At 62.2% G+C, this 23,937-nt stretch carries 21 protein-coding genes; 18 read left to right on the forward strand and 3 right to left on the reverse strand.

Translation table 11 applies throughout. The annotated features are described in order from the left end of the window. Positions 1–14: 14 nt before the first annotated feature. The 8 genes from araH (at position 15) to PYR71_RS17420 (ending at position 10,567) form a co-directional block, all read left to right on the forward strand. Positions 15–965 carry an L-arabinose ABC transporter permease AraH gene (araH, locus tag PYR71_RS17385; RefSeq protein ID WP_275620231.1) on the forward strand — a complete coding sequence of 317 codons (951 nt, stop codon included), beginning with the start codon at positions 15–17 and terminating at the stop codon, positions 963–965. Further along, entirely contained in the window at positions 962–1,852 is an 891-nt protein-coding gene (locus tag PYR71_RS17390; protein ID WP_275620232.1) for an aldose 1-epimerase, read from the forward strand. Before araH ends, PYR71_RS17390 begins: the two co-directional genes overlap by 4 nt. Next, on the forward strand, positions 1,852–2,631 hold the full coding sequence (locus PYR71_RS17395) for an SDR family oxidoreductase (protein WP_275620416.1): 780 nt from the start codon (positions 1,852–1,854) through the stop codon (positions 2,629–2,631). Before PYR71_RS17390 ends, PYR71_RS17395 begins: the two co-directional genes overlap by 1 nt. A 149-nt stretch (positions 2,632–2,780) precedes the next feature. Further along, entirely contained in the window at positions 2,781–3,212 is a 432-nt protein-coding gene (locus PYR71_RS17400; RefSeq protein WP_010028352.1) for an OsmC family protein, read from the forward strand. Between the two features lie 213 nt (positions 3,213–3,425). Then, positions 3,426–4,034 (forward strand): TetR/AcrR family transcriptional regulator, encoded by a 609-nt coding sequence (locus PYR71_RS17405; RefSeq protein WP_183917734.1) that lies wholly within the window; start codon positions 3,426–3,428, stop codon positions 4,032–4,034. Positions 4,035–4,084: 50 nt separating this feature from the next. Next, entirely contained in the window at positions 4,085–5,224 is a 1,140-nt protein-coding gene (locus PYR71_RS17410; RefSeq protein ID WP_275620233.1) for an efflux RND transporter periplasmic adaptor subunit, read from the forward strand. A gap of 24 nt (positions 5,225–5,248) precedes the next feature. Further along, the gene (locus PYR71_RS17415) at positions 5,249–8,395 is read left to right on the forward strand and encodes an efflux RND transporter permease subunit (RefSeq protein WP_275620234.1); all 3,147 of its coding nucleotides are present in this window, start codon (positions 5,249–5,251) and stop codon (positions 8,393–8,395) included. Between the two features lie 267 nt (positions 8,396–8,662). Then, positions 8,663–10,567: a beta-N-acetylhexosaminidase gene (locus PYR71_RS17420; protein WP_275620235.1), complete on the forward strand. Its 1,905-nt coding sequence runs from the start codon at positions 8,663–8,665 to the stop codon at positions 10,565–10,567. Here PYR71_RS17420 and PYR71_RS17425 read toward each other — a convergent pair. Further along, positions 10,564–11,481 (reverse strand): ROK family protein, encoded by a 918-nt coding sequence (locus PYR71_RS17425; RefSeq protein ID WP_183918204.1) that lies wholly within the window; start codon positions 11,479–11,481, stop codon positions 10,564–10,566. The genes PYR71_RS17420 and PYR71_RS17425 overlap by 4 nt on opposite strands. Before the next feature lie 258 nt (positions 11,482–11,739). On the opposite strand from PYR71_RS17425, the gene PYR71_RS17430 reads away from it, so the two are divergent. The 9 genes from PYR71_RS17430 to PYR71_RS17470 all read left to right on the forward strand — a co-directional run bounded on the left by PYR71_RS17430 (position 11,740) and on the right by PYR71_RS17470 (position 21,647). Continuing rightward, on the forward strand, positions 11,740–12,318 hold the full coding sequence (locus tag PYR71_RS17430; RefSeq protein ID WP_275620417.1) for an exopolysaccharide biosynthesis protein: 579 nt from the start codon (positions 11,740–11,742) through the stop codon (positions 12,316–12,318). 138 nt (positions 12,319–12,456) lie between these two features. Then, positions 12,457–13,410, forward strand: a complete 954-nt coding sequence (locus tag PYR71_RS17435) for a sugar-binding transcriptional regulator (protein WP_064683127.1) — start codon at positions 12,457–12,459, stop codon at positions 13,408–13,410. A 145-nt stretch (positions 13,411–13,555) separates the two neighbouring features. Continuing rightward, a complete protein-coding gene (locus tag PYR71_RS17440; protein WP_275620236.1) occupies positions 13,556–14,866 on the forward strand; it encodes an ABC transporter substrate-binding protein in 1,311 nt (436 codons plus the stop codon). A 135-nt stretch (positions 14,867–15,001) separates the two neighbouring features. Then, positions 15,002–15,874, forward strand: a complete 873-nt coding sequence (locus PYR71_RS17445; RefSeq protein WP_183917746.1) for a carbohydrate ABC transporter permease — start codon at positions 15,002–15,004, stop codon at positions 15,872–15,874. Position 15,875: 1 nt separating this feature from the next. Further along, the gene (locus PYR71_RS17450) at positions 15,876–16,706 is read left to right on the forward strand and encodes a carbohydrate ABC transporter permease (RefSeq protein ID WP_275620237.1); all 831 of its coding nucleotides are present in this window, start codon (positions 15,876–15,878) and stop codon (positions 16,704–16,706) included. A 16-nt stretch (positions 16,707–16,722) separates the two neighbouring features. Then, the gene (locus PYR71_RS17455; RefSeq protein WP_275620238.1) at positions 16,723–17,721 is read left to right on the forward strand and encodes an ABC transporter ATP-binding protein; all 999 of its coding nucleotides are present in this window, start codon (positions 16,723–16,725) and stop codon (positions 17,719–17,721) included. A gap of 82 nt (positions 17,722–17,803) precedes the next feature. Then, positions 17,804–19,285: a mannitol dehydrogenase family protein gene (locus PYR71_RS17460; protein WP_183917752.1), complete on the forward strand. Its 1,482-nt coding sequence runs from the start codon at positions 17,804–17,806 to the stop codon at positions 19,283–19,285. An 89-nt stretch (positions 19,286–19,374) separates the two neighbouring features. Continuing rightward, positions 19,375–20,064, forward strand: coding sequence for an HAD family hydrolase (locus tag PYR71_RS17465; protein ID WP_183917754.1), 690 nt, complete (start codon positions 19,375–19,377; stop codon positions 20,062–20,064). Continuing rightward, positions 20,064–21,647: an FGGY-family carbohydrate kinase gene (locus PYR71_RS17470; protein WP_275620239.1), complete on the forward strand. Its 1,584-nt coding sequence runs from the start codon at positions 20,064–20,066 to the stop codon at positions 21,645–21,647. The genes PYR71_RS17465 and PYR71_RS17470 overlap by 1 nt, the downstream gene beginning before the upstream one ends. A 28-nt stretch (positions 21,648–21,675) precedes the next feature. On the opposite strand, the gene PYR71_RS17475 is transcribed toward PYR71_RS17470, so the two are convergent. Beyond that, complete coding sequence (locus tag PYR71_RS17475; RefSeq protein WP_183917758.1) at positions 21,676–22,530, reverse strand: MurR/RpiR family transcriptional regulator; 855 nt, start codon at positions 22,528–22,530, stop codon at positions 21,676–21,678. A gap of 235 nt (positions 22,531–22,765) precedes the next feature. On the opposite strand from PYR71_RS17475, the gene PYR71_RS17480 reads away from it, so the two are divergent. After that, the gene (locus PYR71_RS17480) at positions 22,766–23,479 is read left to right on the forward strand and encodes a sulfate transporter family protein (RefSeq protein WP_275620240.1); all 714 of its coding nucleotides are present in this window, start codon (positions 22,766–22,768) and stop codon (positions 23,477–23,479) included. A gap of 3 nt (positions 23,480–23,482) precedes the next feature. Here PYR71_RS17480 and PYR71_RS17485 read toward each other — a convergent pair whose 3' ends face one another. Beyond that, positions 23,483–23,908: a VOC family protein gene (locus tag PYR71_RS17485; RefSeq protein ID WP_275620241.1), complete on the reverse strand. Its 426-nt coding sequence runs from the start codon at positions 23,906–23,908 to the stop codon at positions 23,483–23,485. Between the last annotated feature and the right edge of the window lie 29 nt (positions 23,909–23,937).

The raw sequence follows: 23,937 nt of genomic DNA on the forward strand, positions 1-23,937 counted from the left end.
CAGGAATACGGACAATGAATGCGTTGAAAAAAACCCTTCTCGGCGAACAGGGGCTGGTGGTGATCTTCGCTGTCGCCTTCGTGGTCGTCTCACTCTTCGTCCCGAACTTCCTGACCGAGCGAAACATGCTGGGGCTCTTGCAGTCGGTCGTTACCATCGGCATCGTCGCCTGCACGATGATGTTCTGCCTGGCATCGCGCGATTTCGATCTTTCGGTCGGCTCGATCGTCGCCTTCTCCGGCATGATTGCCGTGATGGTCTCGAATGCGACCGGCTCGATTCCGGTCGGTCTGCTGGCCGCCCTGCTGTGTGGCGCCGTCGTTGGCTTCGTCAACGGCATCGTCATTGCCCGCTTTCGCATCAATGCGCTGATCACCACACTTGCGACGATGCAGATCGTGCGCGGGCTGGCGCTGATCGCCTCGGATGGCCGCGCCGTCGGCATCAACGATCCGGCCTTCTATCAACTCGCCCTGTCGCGCTTTGTCACCGTGCCGACGCCGATCTGGATTATGCTGATCCTTTTCGTCGTCTTCGGCTTCGTGCTCAATCGCACCGTCTTCGGCAAGAATACGCTGGCGATAGGCGGCAATCCCGAGGCCTCGCGGCTTGCCGGGGTCAATGTCGTCAATACGCGCATCTGGATCTTTGCGCTGCAGGGCCTCGTCTGCGGCATTGCCGGCATCCTGCTTGCCTCGCGCATCACCTCCGGCCAGCCGAATGCGGCCACCGGGCTCGAGCTGTCGGTCATTTCCGCCTGCGTTCTTGGCGGGGTTTCGCTGGCCGGCGGCCGGGCGGCGATGAGCGGCGTCATCGTCGGCGTGCTGATTATGGGCATTGCCGAAAACGTTATGAATCTCCTCAATATCCAGGCATTCTATCAGTATGTCGTGCGCGGGCTGATCCTGCTGATCGCGGTGCTGCTCGACAATTTGAGATCTTCGGCCGCGGGACGACGTGGATGAACAACGGACATGGTGGAGATGAAATCGAGCTGAGCCACGGCGATCTCTCGGTCAAGGTCAGCCGCCGGGGCGCTGCCGTCACCGCCGCAACGTTTCGGGGCAGGCCCTTTCTCCTTCCAGCCGGCGGCCCAGGCGGAAATTTCGCGAATTTTCCTATGGTGCCGTTCGGCAATCGGGTCGAAGGCAATGCCATGTCCTTCGGCGGACGCGACTATGCCTTCCAGCGAAATTGTCACGATCCTCTCTACCTGCACGGCGATGGCTGGATCAGCCTTTGGCAGCTAGAGGAATCGAGCCCCGAGCATGTGCAGCTCAGCTTTTCGCGAAATGCCGATGGCATTTCGCCCTACGCCTATCTTGCCCGCCAGGAGATCCGTCTTGCCGGCAATCGACTGGCGGTGGCGCTCTCCGTTGAGAACCGCTGTGAGACGGATCTCCCCTTCGGACTCGGTCAGCATCCTTTTTTCGTCAGGACGCCGGAAACGCGATTGACGATTGCCGCCGAGCGGTTCTGGAACGAGCGGCACGACCACCTCCCCGGAGAACCCGGCCCGGTCCCTGATGATTTCGATTTCAGGTCCGGCAAGCCGCTGCCGCGGCTCTGGATGAACAATGCCTTCGAGGGATGGGACGGGCGGGCAGCCATCGCCTGGCCGGAGCTTTCAATTCAGGCGGCGCTGGAAGCCGATGCCGCGCTCGGCCGATTCATGCTTTATATGCGGATCGACCGCACGGATTTCTTCTGCCTCGAGCCGATGAGCCATCTGCCGAACGGCCATCACCTGCCTGAACTCGGAGGCCTCATACCGCTTTCGCCGGGTGAGGTTCTTTCCGGCAAGGTCACGATCGAACTGTCGCCGCTGCCGGTTCAACCGGAGGGAAGATGATGAGCAACCGCCTACAGGGCAAGAACATCCTGATAACGGGCGCTGCGCAAGGTATCGGCCTTGCAATCGCGAAGGCGTTCATCAGCGAATATGCGGCCGTCTATCTCGTTGATCGCGATGCGGCGCTGCTGGCTCGGGCAGCGGCGGATCTCGCAAGCACCGGCGCCCGCGTCGGTTATCTGCCAGCCGATATAACCGATGCCGGAACGATCGCGCGGGTGGTTGCCGAGGCGAATGAGGAGATCGGTCCGCTGAACGCGCTGGTCAACAATGCAGGGGTCAACGTCTTTGCCGAGCCGCTCGCGACGACGGACGACGAATGGAACCGTTGTTTCGACATCAACCTCAAGGGTGCATGGAATTGCTGCAAGGCGGTGCTGCCGGGTCTGATCGAACAGGGCGGCGGCGTCATTCTCAACATTGCCTCGACGCATGCCTTTACCGTCATCCCGCACACGTTTCCCTATCCGCTGGCAAAGCATGCATTGCTGGGCATGACGAAATCGCTCGGTCTCGAATATGCGGCCCGCAATATCCGGGTCAACGCGCTGGCGCCGGGCTATGTATCGACGCAGAAAGTGATCGATTACTGGAACAGCTTTCCCGATCCGGAAGCGGCAAAGGCCGCGACGATGAAGCTGCATCCCGGCGGGCGGATCGCAACACCGGAGGAGATTGCGATGGCGGCGGTGTTCATGATCTCCGACGAGTGCCCGTTCATGAACGCCACCTGCCTGACGATCGACGGCGGCCTCAGCGTGCTGCAGCATTCCGCGTGAAAGGGCTTCAAGCCGGCTGATTTTTACGGGCCTGTCGTCTTCTGGCGATAGAGCATTATATTGCCATCGGGAAGACTATCTGATCTCCCGCAGGCATGGAGCGGCACCCTGCCGCTTGCTCGAAAACACAATCGAAACAGGAGGACGGCATGCAGATCAATCGCACGGCTTCGGCTCATTGGACCGGTGGCCTCAAAGACGGCAAAGGCCTGATCTCGACGCAGAGCGGCGCCCTGACGGACTACCCTTACGGCTTTGCCAGCCGCTTCGAGGGCATTCCCGGCACCAACCCGGAAGAGCTGATCGGTGCTGCCCATGCCGGCTGCTTCACCATGGCGCTGTCCTTGATCCTCGGTGAAGCCGGTTTCACCGCCGAGCATATGGAAACCTCTGCCAAGGTGACGCTCGAAAGCGTCGAGGGCGGCTTTGCCGTCACCGCCATCCATCTTTCGCTCTCCGGCCGCATCCCCGGCGCCGATGAGGCGACCTTTACCGAACTCGCCAATAAGGCGAAGGCCGGCTGCCCGATTTCCAAGGCGCTCGCCGCCGTTCCGATCACGCTCGACGTCAAGCTCGCCTGATTGCTGCTGCCGCCGACGATGTGCCGCGCCTCTCCGTCGCGGCACTTTCCATTTTCTCACGTCTTTCCAAGAACTCCCGATATTCGCCGCGCTGCTCGATGGCAGTTAGCCCTCACGCCGCATTCCCGTGCCGGTATATTGACAAATGCCGGCTGATATTTTACGACTGACGAAATTCGAAAATCGTCAGTCGTAATTCGGACTCCGAAAACCATGAACGATATCGCGGAAAATACGCTCGACGTCACCCGGCAGGAGAATGTCACCCGCATTCTCGATGCGGCCGAGCGGCTGTTTCGCCACTATGGCTACAGCAAGACGACGGTGGCCGACATTGCCCGCGATCTCGGCATGTCGCCGGCCAATATCTATCGGTTCTTCGCTTCCAAGGTGGAAATCCACCAGGCGCTCTGCGGCCGCATGCTCGCCACGGCCTATCAAATTGCCTACGACATCCGGCATCAGCCGATCAGCGCCAGCGAGCGGCTGCGCCGCTATGTCGAGACGCAACATCAGTTGACGCTCGATCTGATGCTCGACGAGATGAAGGTGCATGAGATGATCATCGTCGCGATCGAGCGCGACTGGCATGTCATCGAGAAGCATATCGACCGCGTCCATGATCTCATTGCCGAAATCATCGCCGAAGGGATCGCGGCCGGCGAGTTTGCCGAGCAGGACCCGGTCGTTGCCTCGCGCTGCTTCGGCGCGGCGACGATCAATCTCTGCCACCCGCAGATGGTGGCGCAATGTCTTTCCAAAACCAACCGCGCGAGCGTCGACGAACTGATCGATTATGTGATCAGGGCGCTGAAGAAATAACGGGCGGCAGCCGCCGCCGAATCCCCCGAAACGATCCAGGAGTGCGGAAGATGTTTTCGCTCAAGACCCTCAGCCACCGCGTGCCGTCCGTCGCCAGCCTCGTGCTCGTCAGCGCCGTCGGCATCGGCCTTTCCGCCTGCTCGGAGGAAAAGGCTGAGGTGAAAGAGGTCATCCGGCCGGTGAAGGTCGTCGAGATCGCCAGGGCCGGCGACACCCGCAAGCTCGATTATTCCGGCTCGGTCAAGGCGCGCACGGAGATGAACCTCGGCTTTCGGGTCGCCGGCAAGATCACCGAACGCCTCGTCGATATCGGCGATCGGGTGACGCCGGGCGACGTTCTCGCTCGCATCGATGCCACCGATTACCAGCTGGCGGTCAAGACGGCGGAAGCCAATCTCGCCGCGGCCGAAAGGGGCGTTGAAACCGCCGATCTGGCCAACAAACGCGCCGAGCAGCTGTTCGACAAAAGCGTCGCCCCGAAGTCGCAGCTCGAACAGGCCGCCCTCAGCCATGACCAGGCGATCTCGCAGCGCGATGCCGCGCTCTCGGCGCTCGATCAGGCGAAGAACCAGGTGAGCTACACCGATCTCAAGGCCGGCCAGAGCGGCATCGTCACATCGATCAATGCCGATATCGGCCAGGTGGTCGGATCCGGCACCCCCGTCGTCACCGTTGCCGTGGACGGCGAGAAGGAAGTGCAGATCGCTGTCCCGGAAAACGACATCGCCGAATTCAAGCCCGGCAAGACGGTCAAGGCAAGCTTCTGGGCCGACGACAGGCTGGTGCTCGACGGCAAGGTGCGCGAGGTTTCCGGCAGCGCCGACCAGCAGTCGCGCACCTTTGCGGTTCGGGTGAGCCTGCCGAACGATCCGCGCGTGCTTCTCGGCATGACGGCGACGATCGAGGCCGATATCAGCAACGGCAACAGCTACGTCTCGATTCCGCTCAGCGCGCTCGCTGAAAAGGACGGCAAGCAAATGGTCTGGACCGTCGACCGCGACACGGCGACCGTGCATGGCCGCGACATCCAGGTCGCCGATTTCACCGGCGACGGTGTGCATGTGACCGAGGGCCTCGATACCGGCGATCTCGTCGTTGCCGCTGGCACGCAATTCATGAGCGAAAATCTGAAGGTGAAGGTGCCGGACCAGCAATCGGCCCTGGCCTCCACGGACCAGACGGTCCGCTGATCGCGTCGCAAAGGGAAGAAGATCATGGATGCCACCACCACTGAAAAGCGGCCCTTCAATCTGTCGCGCTGGGCGATCGGCCATCCGAGCATCGCCCGCTTCCTCTTCGGCCTGATCATCATCACCGGTGTGCTCGGCCTGATGCGCATGGGCCAGCGCGAGGATCCGGAATTCACCTTCCGCGTCATGGTCGTGCAGGCGATCTGGCCGGGCGCTTCCATCCAGGAGATGGAAGACCAGGTCGTCAACAAGATCGAGCGCAAGCTGCAGGAAACGCCGCATATCGACTGGGTCAAGTCATATACACGGGCGGGCAGCGCGATTATCACCCTGCAGGTCAAGGGCGACACGAATTCGAAAGACGTGGCCGATGCCTTCTACCAGGTGCGCAAGAAGGTCGGCGATATCTCCAGCGAGCTGCCGCAGGGACTGCTCGGCCCCTATTTCAACGACGAGTTCGGCGATACCTTCATCACGCTGCACTCGATCCGCGGCGACGGCTATTCCTATCCGGAACTGAAGAAATTCGCGATCCAGGCGCGTGACATGCTGCTGACGACGCCGGGCGTCGAGAAGGCGGTCATCATCGGCGACCAGCCGGAGAAAATCTATATCGACGTCTCATCCAAGGCGCTCGCCGAGCGCGGCCTGACGATCCTCGACCTGCAGAACGCCGTCAAGGGCCAGAACAATGTCGATCCGGCCGGCTCCGTCGACACCGGCCTGCGCTCGGTGCGCATCTCCGTCGAAGGCGACGTCAAGAAGGCGGCCGATATCCGCGAGCTTCGCCTTCGCGCCGGCGGCCAGGTGACGCGCCTCGGCGATATCGCCACCGTCAGTTCCGGCCTCGAGGATCCTTATCAGCGCAAGTACCGCTTCAACGGCCATGAAAGCGTCCAGGTCGGCGTCGTCATGGCCAAGGGCTTCAATGTCACCGATGTCGGCAAGGGCGTGGAGGCGACCTATCAGCGCTTCGAGGACTCGCTGCCTTACGGCGTCGCCGTCGATCAGATCGCCAACCAGCCCGACGTGGTGACGGAGGCGATCAGCGAATTCATGCATGCGCTCGGCGAAGCCCTAGTCATCGTGCTTGTCGTCTCGTTCCTGTCGATCGGCTGGCGCTCGGGCCTCGTCATCGCCATCGCCATTCCGCTGGTGCTCGCTGCCACCTTTGCGCTGATGTACGAACTCGGCATCGACCTGCAGCGCATCTCGCTCGGCGCGCTGATCATCGCGCTCGGCCTGCTCGTCGACGATGCGATGATCGTCGTCGAGATGATGGAGCGAAAGCTGGAGGAGGGGCTGGTCAAGATCGAAGCGGCAAGTTTTGCTTATTCCTCGACCGCCTTCCCGATGCTGACCGGCACGCTGATCACCACGGCCGGCTTCATTCCGGTCGGCTTTGCCGCATCGACGGCCGGCGAATATGTTCGTTCGCTGTTTTATGTCGTCGGCATCGCGCTGGTGACCTCGTGGTTCGTCGCCGTCTACTTTACGCCGTGGCTCGGCTACATGATCCTCAAGCAGCGCCATCATGCCGGCGAGCACCACGACGCCTTCGACACGAGCTTCTATCGCCGGCTGCGCGGCACCGTCGGCTGGGCGGTCCGCCATCGGGTCATCGTGCTGCTCTTGACGCTCGGCACTTTCGTCACCAGCCTCTGGGCCTTCCAGTTCATTCCGCAGAATTTCTTCCCGCAATCGTCGCGGCCGGAAATCCTCGTCGATCTCTGGCTGCCCGAGGGCACCAGCATCAAGGAAGTCGAAGTCCAGGCCAAGGCGCTCGAAGCCAAGATGATGGATGATCCCGACAAGCGGTTCATCGCCACCTATATCGGCGAAGGCGCCCCGCGCTTCTTCCTGCCGCTCGACCAGCAACTGCGCAACCCGAACTTCGCTCAGCTCCTCGTCATGGCCAATGACGAACCGGCACGCGAACGGCTGATAGTCAAGCTGCGCACGACCCTTGCCGAAGACTTCCCGTCGATCCGCGGCAAGGTCGACCGCCTCTTCCTCGGGCCCCCGACCGGCTGGCCGGTGCAGATGCGCGTCATGGGACCGGACCGCCAGGAGGTGCGAGCGATCGCCGACCAGGTGAAGGCGCGGTTTGAGGCCAATCCGATGCTCGGCGCCATCCACGACGACTGGCTGGAACAGGTGCCGGCGATGAAGCTGGTGATCGACCAGGACCGCGCCCGGGCACTCGGCGTCACCTCGCAGCGGGTGCGGCAGATGCTGCAGACCGCCATGTCCGGGGCGCCGCTCGACGATTTCCGTGACGGCGAGGAGACGGTTTCGATCGTCGCCCGCGAGCCGGATTCCAGCCGCTCGCTGCTGTCGGCAGTCAATTCCGTCTATGTGCCGACCGATTTCGGCGGCTTTGTGCCGGTCTCGCAGGTCGCCAAGGTCGTGCCCGTCATGGAGCAGGGTATCGAATGGCGTCGCAACAGGCTGCCGACCATCACCATCCGTGCGACGCTGCCCGATGGCGTGCAGCCGAATGACGTGGTGATGAAGATGTATGCCGACATGAAGGACCTGCGCGACAGTCTGCCGGCCGGCTACAAGGTCGAGATTCAGGGCGGCGCCGAGGATGCGGCGGAAAGCCAGATGTCGATCGCCGCCAAGGCGCCGATCATGCTGGCCGTCATCGTCGTGCTGCTGATGATACAGTTGCAGCATTTCGGCAAGGCGATGCTCGTGCTCGCCACCGGCCCGCTCGGTATCATTGGTGCGGCGGCCGCCTTGCTGATCAGCGGCGCGCCTTTCGGCTTCGTGGCGATCCTCGGCGTCATCGCGCTGCTCGGCATCATCATGCGCAACTCGATCATCCTGGTCGATCAGATCGACCAGGATATCAAGGCCGGCATGCACCGGCAGGAGGCGATCGTCGGTGCCGCCGTGCGGCGTTTCCGGCCGATCATGCTGACGGCGCTGACCGCGGTGCTGGCGCTGATCCCGATCTCGCGCGGCGTCTTCTGGGGTCCGCTCGCCTACGCGATGATGGGCGGCATCCTGGTTGCGACAGTGCTCACCATCCTGGTTCTGCCTGCCGGCTACGCGCTTTTCTTCGGCCGTGAGCCGAAGACGAAGGACGCGTCAGGCCGAGATGCCGACGCCATCCAGGAAGAGGCGGATGACAGACATCCGCCGGCGTTGGCAGCTGAGTGAGGACGGCGCGGCGAAAGCCGCGCCGTTTTCCTTTGCGGGGCCGTTATCCTTTTCCAAGCGAGATTCGGGCGGTTCACGCACACGCGGACCGCCCACCCGCTAATGCGCTGTAATTCCTGTAACCCGCGCAGGCCGCTCCGCCGTGAACTCGGACGGCCGATTCCATTGCCGTCTCGAAAAAGCTAAGCTTGCGAATGCATGCCCAGAGATCCGCCGCGATCGCGGCCATGCATAACCGCGGATCAATTCGCGGAGGGAGGCACGACCATGGCCGATTACCATCTGGAAGCGAGCTGGAGCCCGGTCGAAGCGGGTCCCGGACGCCTGACCCTGACACTTTTCAACCTTTCGTCCGAGCCGCTCTCCGGCTTCTCGCTTACCTATCGGTCAGCGACGCGGATTGCCGACACCCACGTCTGCGACGGTGCCAGCCTGACGCGGCAAGTCGCGGATTTCCATGAATTCCTGCCGCCCGAGGGGCTGAGCATTCCCCCGGGCGGGCGCTGGCGGTTCACCGTCGAGGGGCTGGCCGACGAACCGAAACATCGGACGGACGGCATCAAATCGGCCTGTCTGACGCTCGGCGACGGCCGCCGCGTTGCGGTCGGCTTCGGCGATCTCTTACTCGAAGGTGGGGACGGCGGTCTGACGCCGCCGCTGCTGCCGCCGGGCCGGGTTGAGGAGCCCTTTGCGCTGCTGCCTTGGCCGCTGTCGGTCGGGCTGAGGGCGGGAGACCTGCCCTCCGTCCTCTATCCTGCCGAAAGGACCCGGCCGGAGGCGATCAAGGCGCTCTCTCTGCTTCTTGCGCTTTACCAGCGGCTCTATCCTGCCGAGGCGGCGCCGTTCTCGCTTGCTGCCGTCAAGGGCGGGCGGGCCATTCGGTTCGTCACCGAATCGTCGATCGCCGCCTTTGCTTACGAACTGCGTTTCAGCGCGCGGGAGATCGTGCTTTCGAGTGCGGATGCAGCGGGGCGGCACTATGGGCTGATCAGCCTGGCGCAACTGCTGCACGGCGCCCGCACCGATCGCGATGTCTTCAAATTCCCGAATTTCGGCACGATCGCCGATCAGCCGCGTCATGGCTGGCGCGGCTGCCATCTGGACGTGGCGGGGCAGTTCTATCCCGTGGCTGATGTCATGCGGCTGATCGATATCCTCGCCTGGAACAAGTTCAATATCTTCCACTGGCACCTGACCGACGACGAGGCCTGGCGGCTGGAGATCAAGGCCTATCCCGAACTGACGGAAATCAGCGCAGGAGGCGGGACGGATGAAAGGCCCATGTCTGACTTCAACGACGGTGCGCAAGCGCGCATCAGCCACTACAGGCAGGAGGACGTCAGGCGCATCGTTGCGCATGCCGCCTCGCTGCATGTCGAGGTGGTGCCGGAAATCGATATTCCCGGCCACAGCACCGCAGCGCTCTCGGCGCTGGCCGATCTTGTCGACCGGCAGGAGCCGGCGGACAGCTATCGCTCGCCGCAGGGCTATGCCAACAACGCCCTCAACCCGGCGGTCGAATTCACCTATGAATTCCTCGGCAAGGTGTTCGACGAGATGGCGGCGCTGTTTCCCGGCGAGTATGTCCATGTCGGCGGCGACGAGGTGGCAGAGGAGGCCTGGCTTTCTTCGCCGCTCTGCAGGACACTGATGAAGCGGGAGAGACTTGCTGGCACCGCCGAGCTGCAATCCTATTTCCTGAGGCGCATCAAGGCCATGTTGTCGGAGCGCGGCAAGAAGCTCGCCGGCTGGAACGAGGCGGCGCACGGTGGCGGCGTCGACCGCGACGGCACGCTGTTGATGGCTTGGGAAAAGCCTGAAACGGGCCCCGAACTGGCTGAGGACGGCTACGACGTGGTGATGACACCAGGAAAGGCCTATTATCTCGACATGGCGCAGGCCGAAGCCTGGGCCGAGCCCGGCGCAAGCTCGGCGGGTTTTACGCCGCCGGAGCGCACCTATGCTTATGAGGCTGAGCTGCCGGAGGCGCTGAGGGAAAAGATGCGCGGCGTCCAGGCCTGCATCTGGAGCGGCAACATCGCCTCACGCGCCCATTTCAACCGGCTGGTCTTCCCCCGCCTTCCGGCAATCGCCGAAGCGGCGTGGACGCCGTTGACACGCAAGGACTGGGATCGGTTCGCAGCAATCGTGCGGATGTGGCCGGTGCTTTAAAGCGCGGCTGCTTCGGCTTTCAGCCCCAGCAGCGCGGCGCCGATCAGGCCGGGTTCGATGCGGCATTGGCTGCGCACCACCAGCGGGCGGTCGAACTTGCGCAGGATGCGGGCACGCACGGCGTGGTCGAGTTCTGCAAGCAAGGGTTCGACATTGGACAGGCCGCCGCCGACCGGCACGATGGTCGCGCCGGTGATGTTGATCGTCAGCGCCAAGGGCGAGGCGACGAGATCGACATAGACGTCGATGGTGCGTGTCGCCTTCTCCTCGCCTTGCTGCCATTGACCGATGATCTCTTCGCTCGAAAGATCGAGATTGTGCAGCGTCTTGTGCAGGCGCTCCAGGCCGCGGGCGCCGCCGACGGTATCGACGCAGCCTTTCTGGCCGCAGCCGCAGGCATAGACAGGAATGACGGCTGGCGGATTGCCGGCTGCAGACGCGATGATCGGGCCATGACCCCATTCGCCGGCAAAGCCGCCGGCTTCGTTAACGAGGCGCCCGTCGGCGACCAGTCCGCCGCCGACGCCGGTGCCAAGGATGGCGCCGAAGACGATGCGGTGGCCGCGACCGGCGCCGAGGCCGGCTTCGGCGATGGCGAAGCAATCGGCGTCGTTGGCGATCAGCGCCGGCAGGCCGAGTTCGGCTTCGAGATCGGCCGCCAGTGCGCGGCCATGGATGCAGGGAATGTTGGCGCAGATCAGCCGCTGCGTATCGGGATCGACGACGCCGGCAATGGACAGCGCGATGAGGCTCGGCGCTTCGCCGGTTTCGGCGATGATGGCGCGCAGGGTGTCGACGAAAGCGGCGAAATCTTCCTTCGGCGTCGGGCGCCGGCCGAGCGGCACGATGTCTGTCTCGGAGCGGGCGATGCCGCCCTTGATGGCGGAGCCGCCGATGTCGAACGAAATGATCATTGCCACTCTGCCGCTTTCCTGGTCTGGCCCGTCTGCTCGCACTGTTGGCGGGGAATTACAAGACTTCATTCCCTTCTCGGCTTCAGGGTTGTGCCGTAATTCTGACCCTATAAGTCATTCAATTGGCATATTGCGCGGTCAAAATCGAATCCCGCACTTCCATCATCCACCGGTATCATGACAATCGAAAACGCCGATTCCAGCAAACGCCGAAGACCACGTCCGCCACGACCCAAAGGCCGCCGCCTCTCATCCATCCTGCGGCAGTTGGCCGCCGACCGCAGCCGGGAGCGGATTTCGATCGGTGATCTGTTCCAGACGATGGGCGACAGGGCGATCAGCGCGCTGATGCTGATCTTCGCGCTGCCGAACGCGTTTCCCACTCCGCCCGGCACCTCCGCCCTGCTCGGTGCGCCTTTGGTCTTTCTGGCGGCGCAGCTGACCTTCGGGTTAAAACCCTGGCTGCCCAGGGCGATCGCCGACCGTTCGGTGCTGCGGGAGGATTTCGAGAGCATCGTCGTCCGCATCCATCGCTGGCTGGCCTGGGCCGAACGCATGCTGAAGCCGAGGCTTGCCATCTTCGCCGAACCGCCGGCAGAGAATTTCGCCGGTCTTGCATGCTTGCTGCTGTCGATCGTGCTGGTGCTGCCGGTTCCGCTCGGCAATATCCTGCCGGCGATCACGATCTCGGTCTTCGCTTTCGGCATCATGGGCCGCGACGGGCTCTTCGCGCTCATCGGCTTCATCATGACCGCCGTGTCGCTCGTCATTGCCGGCGGCGTGATTTACAGCCTCGTAAAGGCGGGGGTCTATCTGGTGATGCAATGGTTTGCCTGATTGGCAGCGGTTATTCGGACAAGGCTTTTGTCAACAGGCTCGACATTCTCAGGAATTTTGTTTTGATCTGGTGCGGTACAGACTCGAAATCATATCCGGCGGGCGGCAAGCCGGCTCAATTTGCGTGGTAGACATCATATGGCAAAAAGATCCGAGACCCCTGCACGGCTCGACGATGCGGCGCGTGCCGGCTGGCTTTATTACGTCGCCGGGCGCACGCAGGACGAAATCGCCGCCTCGATGGGGATCTCGCGGCAGTCGGCGCAGCGGCTGGTGTCGCTCGCGGTCGCCGAACGTCTGATCAAGGTGCGGCTCGATCATCCGATCGCCGCGTGTCTTGAACTCGGCAGTCAGTTGCGGCGGAAATTTGGACTGAAACATGTGGAGGTGGTGCCGAGCGATCCGGGCTCCTCGTCGACCACCATCGGCATCGCCGAGGCGGCGGCGGCCGAGATCGAGCGCTGGCTGAAGCGGGCGGAGCCGATCGTGCTTGCGGTCGGCACCGGCCGTACGCTGAAGGCGGCCGTGGACCAGCTTCCGGCCATCGAATGTCCGAATCACCGCATCGTCTCGCTGACCGGAAATATCGCGCCGGACGGATCGGCCGCCTATTACAACGTCATCTTCAGCATGGCGGATGCGGTGAAGGCGCGGCACTATCCGATGCCGCTGCCGGTTCTCGTCACCTCAGCCGAGGAGCGGGAACTGCTGCACGGCCAGCAGCTTGTACGTTCAACGCTTGACATGAGCGCACAGGCCGACGTCACCTTCGTCGGCATCGGCGAACTCGGCATCGACGGGCCGCTCTGCGTCGACGGTTTTCTCGAGAAGGACGAGATGATGGAGCTGATGCGCGGGGGCGCGGTCGGCGAAATATGCGGGTGGATTTTCGATGTCGACGGCCGGCTGCTCGACAACCCGATCAACGAGCGCGTCGCGTCCGCGCCGATCCCGTCCCGTGAGGCATCGATGGTCATCGGGCTCGCTAAGGGCAAACGTAAATTCAAGGCGATCAAGGCTGCCGTCGTCGGCCATCAGATCAATGGATTGATCACCGACGAAGAGACTGCCGAGTTTTTGCTCAAGAACTGAGCAAAAAATTCTTCTTCTGAATCAATTGGATAGCTAGGATGTTCGGCATTGCAGCAACGATTGCCGATTGACATTTTCGGTCGTGTTGTGAGTAATTGCTCATGAGCAAAGCGAATGCTCACATCTCGTCTTCTGGGAGGAAGATATGACATTGAGAACTTTCCTGCTGGGCGCCTGCTCGGCATTGGCGTTTGCCGGCATGGCTTCGGCCGAAACGCTGACAATCGCGACCGTCAACAACGGCGACATGATCCGGATGCAGAAGCTGACGGATGATTTCAAGGCAAAGAATCCCGGCATCGACCTCGAATGGGTCACCCTCGAAGAGAACGTGCTGCGCCAGAAGGTCACGACCGACATCGCGACCAAGGGCGGCCAGTACGACGTTCTGACGATCGGCACCTATGAAGTTCCGATCTGGGCAAAACAGGGCTGGCTGCTGCCGCTCGACAATCTCGGCGACGCTTACGACGCCAACGACCTGTTGCCGGCCATCCGCAGCGGCATCAGCATGGACGGCAAGCTCTATGCCGCGCCGTTCTACGGCGAAAGCTCCATGGTCATGTACCGCAAGGATCTGTTTGACGCCGCCGGCCTAAAGATGCCCGATGCGCCGACCTGGGACTTCATCGCAGACGCTGCGAAGAAGATCACCAACAAGGACAAGGAAATCTACGGCATCTGCCTGCGCGGCAAAGCCGGCTGGGGCGAGAACATGGCCTTCCTCACGGCGATGTCGAACTCCTTCGGTGCGCGCTGGTTCGATGAACAGTGGAAGCCGCAGTTCGATCAGCCCGAGTGGAAGGACACGCTGAACTTCTACGTCAACCTGATGAAGGAAGCCGGCCCTCCGGGCGCCTCTTCCAACGGCTTCAATGAAAACCTGGCGCTGTTCCAAACCGGCAAGTGCGGCATGTGGATCGATGCGACCGTTGCTGCGTCCTTCGTCAGCAACCCGAAGGAATCCACCGTCGCAGACAAGGTCGGCTTCGCGCTCGCTCCGGACAAGGGCCTCGGCAAGCGCGGCAACTGGCTCTGGGCCTGGAACCTAGCCATTCCGGCAGGCTCGCAGAAGGTCGAAGCCGCCGAGAAGTTCGTCGCCTGGGCAACGAGCAAGGACTACACCAACCTCGTCGCCGAGAAGGAAGGCTGGCTGAACGCACCTCCCGGCACCCGCACCTCGCTTTATGCGAATGCGGAGTATCAGAAGGCCGCTCCCTTCGCCAAGATGACGCTCGACTCGATCAACTCGGCTGATCCGACCAAGCCGACCGTCAAGCCGGTCCCCTATGTCGGCGTCCAGTTCGTGGCGATCCCGGAATTCCAGGGCATCGGCACGGCGGTGGGGCAGCAGTTCTCGGCAGCCCTTGCCGGCCAGATTTCGGTCGATCAGGCGTTGAAGAGCGCGCAGCAGCTGGCAACCCGCGAAATGACCAAAGCCGGCTACATTAAGTAAACCTCCTGAGAAGGAGCGGATCCTTGACAATCCGCCCCTCTGGGCCGCCGATCGCCCGAACCGCATCGGCGGCCTCTTTTCCCGACAAAGCTGCCTTGCGGCCGCTCCCCGCTTCAGATCAGATCGGTGATTGCCATGGCAACATTACATACTCGCTCCGCGGCGCGCCTGATGATTGCGCCCTCCGTGCTGTTCCTTTTCGCGTGGATGATCGTTCCGCTCGCGATGACGATCTATTTCTCGCTCTTGAACTACAATCTGCTCAGCCCCGGCATGGAGAGCTTTGTCGGCCTGCTGAACTACGAATATTTCCTTTCCGATCCAGCCTTTATCGCCGCGCTGCTCAATACGTTGCTGCTTGTCGCCGGCGTTCTTGTCGTCACCGTCGTCGGCGGCGTCGCCTTTGCGCTGCTGCTCGACCAGCCGATGTACGGCCAGGGCATCGTGCGCATCCTTGTCATCGCCCCGTTCTTTGTGATGCCGACGGTTGCAGCACTCGTCTGGAAGAACATGTTCATGAATCCGGTCAACGGCCTGTTTGCGCATCTTGCGAAGGCGCTCGGCCTGCAGCCGATCGACTGGCTGGCGACTGCGCCGCTAGTGTCAGTAATCCTCATCGTCGCCTGGCAGTGGCTGCCTTTTGCCACCCTCATCCTGCTGACCGCGCTGCAGTCGCTCGACGAGGAGCAGAAGGAGGCGGCCGAGATGGACGGCGCCGGGGCGATCTCGAAATTCGTCTATATCATCCTGCCGCACATGGCCCGCGCCATCACCGTGGTGATCCTGATCCAGACGATCTTCCTGCTTTCGGTCTTCGCCGAAATCCTCGTCACCACCAATGGCGGGCCGGGTACCGACAGCACCAATCTCACCTATCTCGTCTATGCGCAGGCGCTCTTGCAATTCGATATCGGCGGCGCTTCGGCGGGCGGCATCGTCGCGGTCGTGCTTGCCAATATCGTCGCGATCTTCCTCGTGCGCCTCGTCGGCAAGAATCTGGAGGCTTGAGATGGCCAGAAAAGTCACAACGCAGCACAAGGTCATCGTCACCGCGATTGCCTGGACGCTCGGCATCCTGATCTTCTTCCCGATCCTGTGGACGTTCCTGACCAGCTTCAAATCGGAAGCTGACGCCATCGCGTCGCCGCCGCAGTTCCTGTTTTTCCACTGGACGGCGGAGAACTATGCCGAAGTGCAGAGCCGTTCCAACTATCTCAGTCACTTCATGAATTCGGTGGTCATTTCCTTCGGCTCGACGCTGATCGGGCTGGTCATCGCAATGCCGGCCGCCTGGGCGATGGCGTTTTCGCCGACCAAGCGGACCAAGGACGTGCTGATGTGGATGCTGTCGACGAAGATGATGCCGCCGGTCGGCGCACTGATCCCGATCTATCTGATGTTCCGCAATTCCGGCCTGCTCGACACCCGCACCGGGCTGGTGATCGTGCTGACGCTGATCAACCTGCCGATCATCGTCTGGATGCTCTACACCTACTTCAAGGAAATCCCCGGCGAGATCCTCGAAGCGGCGCGCATGGATGGAGCGTCGCTGATGAAGGAGATCATCTACGTGCTGACGCCGATGGCGGTGCCCGGCATCGCTTCGACGCTGCTCCTGAACATCATCCTTGCCTGGAACGAGGCGTTCTGGACGCTCAACCTCACCGCTTCGAAGGCGGCGCCGCTGACGGCCTTCATCGCGTCCTATTCCAGCCCCGAAGGCCTGTTCTACGCCAAACTCTCGGCGGCCTCGACCATGGCGATCGCGCCGATCCTGATCCTCGGCTGGTTCAGCCAGAAGCAACTCGTCCGCGGCCTGACCTTCGGCGCAGTGAAATAAGAAAAGGGAGACAAACATGGGCAGTATTACCCTTCAGAAGGTTTCCAAGGTCTTCGGCGAAGCCAAGGTCATCCCTTCGATCGATCTCGATATCAAGGATGGCGAATTCGTCGTCTTCGTCGGCCCGTCGGGCTGCGGCAAGTCCACGCTGCTGAGATTGATCGCCGGTCTCGAGGACGTTTCCGGCGGCAAGATCGTCATCGACGGCAGGGACGCCACCGAAAAGGCGCCGTCGGAACGCGGCCTCGCCATGGTGTTCCAGTCCTACGCGCTCTATCCGCATATGAGCGTGCGCAACAACATCGCCTTTCCGCTGAAGATGGCGGGCGTCGACAAGGCTGAGATCGACCGCAAGGTGACCGATGCCGCCCGCGTGCTCAATCTCACCGACTATCTGGAGCGCAAGCCGCGCCAGCTTTCCGGCGGCCAGCGTCAGCGCGTTGCGATCGGCCGCGCCATCGTGCGCCAGCCTTCGGCCTTCCTCTTCGACGAGCCGCTGTCGAACCTCGACGCCGCACTGCGCGTCAACATGCGCCTGGAAATTAGCGAACTGCATCAGCAATTGAAGACGACGATGGTCTACGTTACCCACGACCAGGTCGAGGCCATGACCATGGCCGACAAGATCGTCGTCTTGAACCGGGGCAATATCGAGCAGGTCGGCTCGCCGCTCGAACTCTACAGCCGGCCACGCAACCTTTTTGTCGCCGGCTTTATCGGCTCGCCGAAGATGAACTTCATCAGGGGCCAGAACGCCGCCCAGCTCGGCGCCCACACGATCGGCATCCGTCCCGAACATATGCTGTTGTCGATGGAGAGCGGTGACTGGAAGGGCAGGGTGGTGGTCGCCGAGCATCTCGGCTCCGACACTTTTCTGCATATAGATGCCGGTGGCATCGGCATGGTGACGGCACGCGGCAGCGGCGATTTTGCCGCCAAGGCCGGCGATACGGTCTACCTGACGCCGGACCGTTCGCGCATTCACAAATTCAACGAGGGCGGCCTTGCCATCTGAGGCAGGCGGCCGGCTGGGGGAGGCATGCGAGCTGGGCGATGGCGCCCGGCCGTTTCGGCAAGACCTTCAAGAGGACTGGAACATGACGTGCAAACTATCGCTGGCAACGCTTCCGGACGCGGCGCGCACTGCTGCCATTCCCCGATATGACAGGGCGTCGCTGAAAGCCGGCATCGTGCACTTCGGGGTCGGCAACTTCCACCGCGCCCACCAAGCGATCTATCTCGACGATCTCTTCAACGCGGGCACGGATCACGACTGGGCGATCGTCGGCGCCGGCGTGCTGCCGTCCGATGCCGCCATGCGTGAGAAGCTTGCGGCCCAGGATTTCCTGACAACCATCGTCGAGCAGGACAATAACAAGACCGGGGCGCGCGTCACCGCGCCAATGATCGACATCCTGCCGGTCGGCGATCCCGCCGCAATCATCGCCAGGCTTGCCGATCCCGAGATCCGCATTGTTTCGCTGACGATCACCGAGGGCGGTTACTTCATCGATGCATCGGGCACATTCAATCCGGCCCATCCTGATATCGCCGCCGACGGAAGCAGTCCCGACGCGCCGAAGACGGTGTTCGGGCTGATCGTCGCCGGCCTGAAGGCCCGCAGGAAAAAGGGCATCGGTCCGTTCACCGTCATGTCCTGCGACAACATTCCCCATAACGGCATCGTTACGGCCAATGCCGTGGTCGGCACGGCGGCACTTTCAGATCCCGCCTTTGCCGACTGGATCCGGGAAAACGTCGCCTTTCCGAATGCGATGGTCGACCGCATCACCCCGGCGACCGGCCAGCGGGAGATCGATTTCCTCAGGGACAATTTCGAGATCGAGGACAATTGGCCGGTCTATTGCGAGGAATTCAAGCAGTGGGTGCTCGAGGACAAGTTCACCGCCGGCCGCCCGGCGCTGGAAAAGGTGGGCGTGACCTTCGTGCCCGATGTCACCCCCTATGAGCATATGAAGATCCGCATCCTCAACGGCGGACATGCGGCGATCGCCTATCCGGCGGCGCTGATGGACATTCATTTCGTGCATGACGCCATGGAAGATCCTGTGATTCGCGCCTTCCTCGCCAAGCTTGAGAAAGACGAGATCATTCCGATCGTGCCGCCGGTGCCGAACACGTCGCTGACGGATTATTTTGCGCTGATCGAGCATCGCCTGCTCAATCCGAAGATAGCCGATACCATTCCGCGCCTGGCCCAGGACGGTTCGAACCGCCAGCCGAAATTCATCCTGCCGTCGACGCTCGACAATCTCCGCCAGAACAGGGATGTCGTCGGCCTGGCGCTGGTCTCGGCGCTATGGTGCCGTTATTTCGCCGGCAAGACCGACAGCGGCAAGGATATCGTCTTCAACGACGCCAGCGCCGAGCGCCTGCATGCGGCGGCGCTGAAGGCCAAGGACGAGCCGTCCGCCTTCCTCGCCTTCGACGATATTTTCGGTGAGGTGGCAAAATCCGAGCTCTTCCGCAAGCGTTTCGCCCATGCGCTCAAAACCCTGTGGGAAAAGGGCACGCGGGCGACGCTGCAGCTCTATCTCGACGGCAAGCTCGCGGTGTAAGGACCGGATGGCGGCATTCGCGCCGCCATCCGGTCCGGTCTGCGAGCGGCACGGACGTGCGTGCGAATTGAACTCAGGTTGGGTCTTTCATGGCTGATGCTGAACCAAGGCTGGTCATCTTCGATTGCGACGGCGTGCTCGTCGACAGCGAGCCGATCTCGATCAGCGTCCTCGTCGGCGCGATGAACGATCTCGGCGTCTCGATCAACGAAGATCAGGCCTATGAGCGCTTTCTCGGCCGCAGCCTGTCGACGCTCATCGATACGCTGGAAACCGAATTCAACGTCCATGCCAGCGAGGAATTCCTCGAACGCATCCGCATCGATCTCTACGCTCGCTTCCGCACCGAATTGAAGCCGATCGACGGCATCGCCGCGACGATCGACCGGCTCGGCATACCGTGCTGCGTCGCCTCGTCCAGCCAGATGGAGCGAATCCGGCTGTCGCTTTCCGTCACCGGCCTTCTCGACAGGCTGCCCGACATCTTCAGCGCGACCATGGTCAAGCGCGGCAAACCGGCGCCCGATCTCTTCCTGCATGCGGCGCACGAGATGCAAGTCGAACCTGGGTCCTGCGTTGTCGTCGAGGACAGTCCGGCCGGCATTGCCGCCGCCAAGGCGGCGGGTATGACGGTCTTTGCCTTCACCGGCGGATCGCATGCGAATTTCGCAGGATACCGTGCCGAACTCGACCGGCTTTCGCCTGATGTGGTGTTTGACGCCATGCCGCATTTGATACACCTTGTCCGCAACCATAAGCTGGACGGGACCAAGATTTGATGCCTGATCATGTGGTTGCGGTCGATGTCGGCACTGGCAGCGCACGCGCGGGTGTCTTCGATGCCGCCGGCCGTCTGCTCGCCAAGGCCGAACATCCGATCGCAATGAACCGGCCGCGCGAAAACCACGCCGAGCACGATTCCGAAAACATCTGGTCGGCCGCCTGCACGGCGGTGCGTAGCGCGATGGCGCAATCCGGCATCGCCGCCGCCTCGGTCGGCGCACTTGGTTTCGACGCCACGTGTTCGCTTGTCGTGCGCGACGCCGAGGGCCGCCAGATCAGCGTTTCCACCGGCGGCGAGCAGCGTTTCGACACGATCGTCTGGCTCGACCATCGGGCTCTGAACGAAGCCGATTTCTGCACGGCGACGGGGCACGCGGTGCTTGAGCATTCCGGCCACGTGATGTCGCCGGAAATGGAAATGCCGAAGCTGATGTGGCTGAAGAAGAAGCTGCCCGCCACTTGGGAAAAGGCCGGTTACTTCTTCGATCTCGCCGATTTCATGACATGGAAATCGACCGGCTCGCCCGCCCGATCGCGCTGCACGCTGACGGCAAAATGGAATTATCTCGCCCATCTCGAAAAAGGCTGGCAGCAGGATTTCCTGCAGCGCATCGGTCTCGAAGACCTTCAGGCGCGCGGGTGCCTGCCGGATGAGACGACGCCGGTCGGCGGCAGCGTCGGCCGGCTGACGCCGGAGGCGGCGGCAACCCTTGGGCTGACCACCGATTGCCACGTGTCGGCCGGGATGATCGACGCGTATGCCGGCGCGCTCGGCGCACTCGGCGGTTATGCCGCCGATGCCGTCAAACGCGAGCATCAGCTCGCTCTGATCGCCGGCACGTCGAGCTGCATCGTCGCCTTTTCGCAGGACCGCAAAACGAGCCACGGCATGTGGGGTCCCTATTACGAAGTAGTCTTCCCGCAGTCCTGGCTGGTGGAGGCCGGGCAATCGGCGACCGGGGCGCTGCTCGACCATATGGTGCGCATGCATGCCGCCGGCGGTGAGCCGACGGCGGCGCTGCACCAGAGGATCGTCGCGCGCATTGCCGAATTGCGAGCCGAGGAAGGCGATTCTTTCGGGGAGCGCATCTTCGTGCTTCCGGATTTTCACGGCAACCGTTCGCCCCGCGCCGATCCGCATGCGGTCGGCGTCGTCAGCGGGCTGACGCTCGATACCTCCTTCGACGGGCTCTGTGCGCTCTATTGGCGGTCTGCAGTGGCTATTGCGCTCGGCATTCGCCATATCCTTGAGAAAATGAAGGAATATGGCTATGTGGCGGATACGGTGCATGTCGCCGGCGGGCATGTGAAAAACCCGGTGCTGATGGAACTCTATAGCGATGCCACCGGCTGCAAGGTCGTGGTGCCGAAGATGAACGAGGCGGTGCTACTCGGCACGGCGATCGCTGCATCGGTTGCCTGCGGCCTGCACAAGGATTTGGCGGCTGCTGGCGAAGCGATGTATCCGGGCGGCGAGGAACGGCTGCCCGATAGGGCGAAGCAGGCCCTCTACGACCGCGATTACCGCCGCCTTTTGGCGATGTATCGGCACCGCGCCGAGTTGGAAGCGATGCGGTAGCCGCCGAAACGCGCGGTTTGAAGCTGTTTCAGTGGTTGGCCGTCTCGCCGAGGACGGTTGCGAATTCCAGCATGCGGCGGCGGCGAAGGGCGGCCTCTTCCCCGACTTCGAGAATGACCGATTCCGACAGGCAATCGAGCAGCGCGATCAGCGGTGGAAGATTGTCGAGATCGGGGGCGCGTGCGGGCGGCAGAGGCAGCATGACGTTCGACTGATCTGCCATCCAATCCGCCTGCTGCGGTGAAATAAGGATGACCTTGTAGCCGTAGCGCCGCGCGGTTCTGGCCAGCAGGCGCGCCTTGGCGAAGCGGCGACAGTCGATGATGACGAGCAGCGCGTCGTCGACCGCCGGCCGGGCAAAGAGGTCGGCAAAACGGTTGTCGGCGCCGTCGAGCGTGTGCACCCCGTCTCGGGCCTGTGTCAGCCGCTGGCAGAAATGATTGGCGAGGCTTGCAAGCCGCGCGTGGGTAGCGATCGACACTTCACGGGCGGTGCTGATCAGGCTGACGGCTTCGGACCAGTGCGGCTGCGCCGTCAGATGATAGATATGATGGAGCGCCTGGATCTGTTCAGCGACCAGCATGGCGAGCGGTTTGCCTTCCGCAGCATCCGCATGCAACTCGCTCATGGCGCTCTGCAACTGCGCCGGCGATGTCGTCACGGTCTCGCGGATCTCCACCTTGACGCTGTCCAGCCCCTGGTAACCGAGCGCGCGCAGGAAGCGCCCGACGGTCATCGGCGACAGATCCAGGCGATCGGCGACGGACGCCGCCGTCTCAAACGGCAGGTCATTCAGGTGTTCGGAGAAATATTTCGCGATACGGCGCTCGGCCGGTGTGCCGCTTTTAACGTATTGCCTGAGTTTGTGCACAAAGTCTTCCACGTCAGCCTCCCCCGTCTTCCCTCAGAGGCGTTCCGTGGATGCGCTATCGCGATCCCTTGTCTTTGCAACTATTGTCGGAAGCTGCTTCTCAGGCCCATGCTTATTTCTATTGGATATAATATTATATTAGCACTTATATTGCGACAAGTTTCTATTACAGCCTGCAATTTTATTCTCACTTGTCGGTCGCATTCGCCTTTCCTACATCTTCTGCGCAACCGGAGACGCTGAAGAAATGATCCTTGACGCTGCTCGACTATCCCTCGCCAACCTGTTCGCGCCGGAAACGCGGTCGGTCTTCTGGAAAGTGCTAGGCTTGACGATTCTGGTGCTGGTCGGCCTGTGGTTCGCGTTGCGCGGAGCCTTCATGGCCTTTCTCTTTCCCTGGCTGACGGGCTTCTTTCCCGATCTGCCGGAATGGGCGGGGTGGTTCACCCTGGTGTTTACGATCCTTGCGGGCATCGGCCTTGCGCTCCTGCTGGCGCTGTTGCTTTCGCCGGTCACGGCCTTGATCGCAGGCTTGTTTCTCGACGATGTCGCCGATGTTATCGAAAAACGCGACTATCCCACGGACGCACCGGGCACCGCAATGCCCTTTGGACCGGCGATGGCAAGCTCGATCAAGTTCCTCGGCGTGGTGATCCTCGGCAATATTGTCGCCTTGCTGCTGTTGTTCATCCCCGGCGTCAATCTGGTCGCGTTCTTTCTGGTGAACGGCTACCTGCTTGGACGGGAATTCTTCGAATTCGCGGCCATGCGCTTCCGCCCGCCGCAGGAGGCGCGGCTTTTTCGCGCCAAGCATGCGCCCACCGTCTTTCTCGGCGGGCTGGTGATTGCGCTGTTTCTGATGATCCCGTTCGTCAATCTGCTGACGCCGCTCTTTGCTGCCGGCATGATGGTGCATCTGCACAAGCTGATTTCGGCGCGCGACACCGGGTCGCGCGCCTGAGGCTCAGCCGGGCAGGGCGGAGGCGTCGTACATCGCAGCGAATTCCGCACTCGGCGGGATCGGCTTGATGATGTCGATCAGCACGCCGTTCGGATCAGCGGTGATGAAGTGCCGCTGACCGAAATCCTCATCGAGGATCTCTCTCAAAATCGGCAGACCTGCGTTCCGGCAGGCCTCGTAGATGCGATCGACATCCTCGACCTCGAAATTGAGCAGCAAGCCGCGAACCTCACCACGCGCGGTGGCAGGGATAGTCTCGTGCCTGCCGTCGAGGATGGCGAGCGCGACATGCTCCGCCTCGGCCGATTGCAGATGAACGTACCAATCGCTTTCAAAAACGGCCTTGAAGCTGAAGTGGGCGCAGTAGAAGGCGGCGGTGCCCTCAACGTCGCCCGTCATGATGACAGGATAATAGCTGGTCGATTTCATCTTCCCTCCTTTTTACATACAGTCTGTAT

It is taken from the genome of Rhizobium mulingense, assembly GCF_029194105.1.
GTDB lineage: Bacteria > Pseudomonadota > Alphaproteobacteria > Rhizobiales > Rhizobiaceae > Rhizobium > Rhizobium mulingense.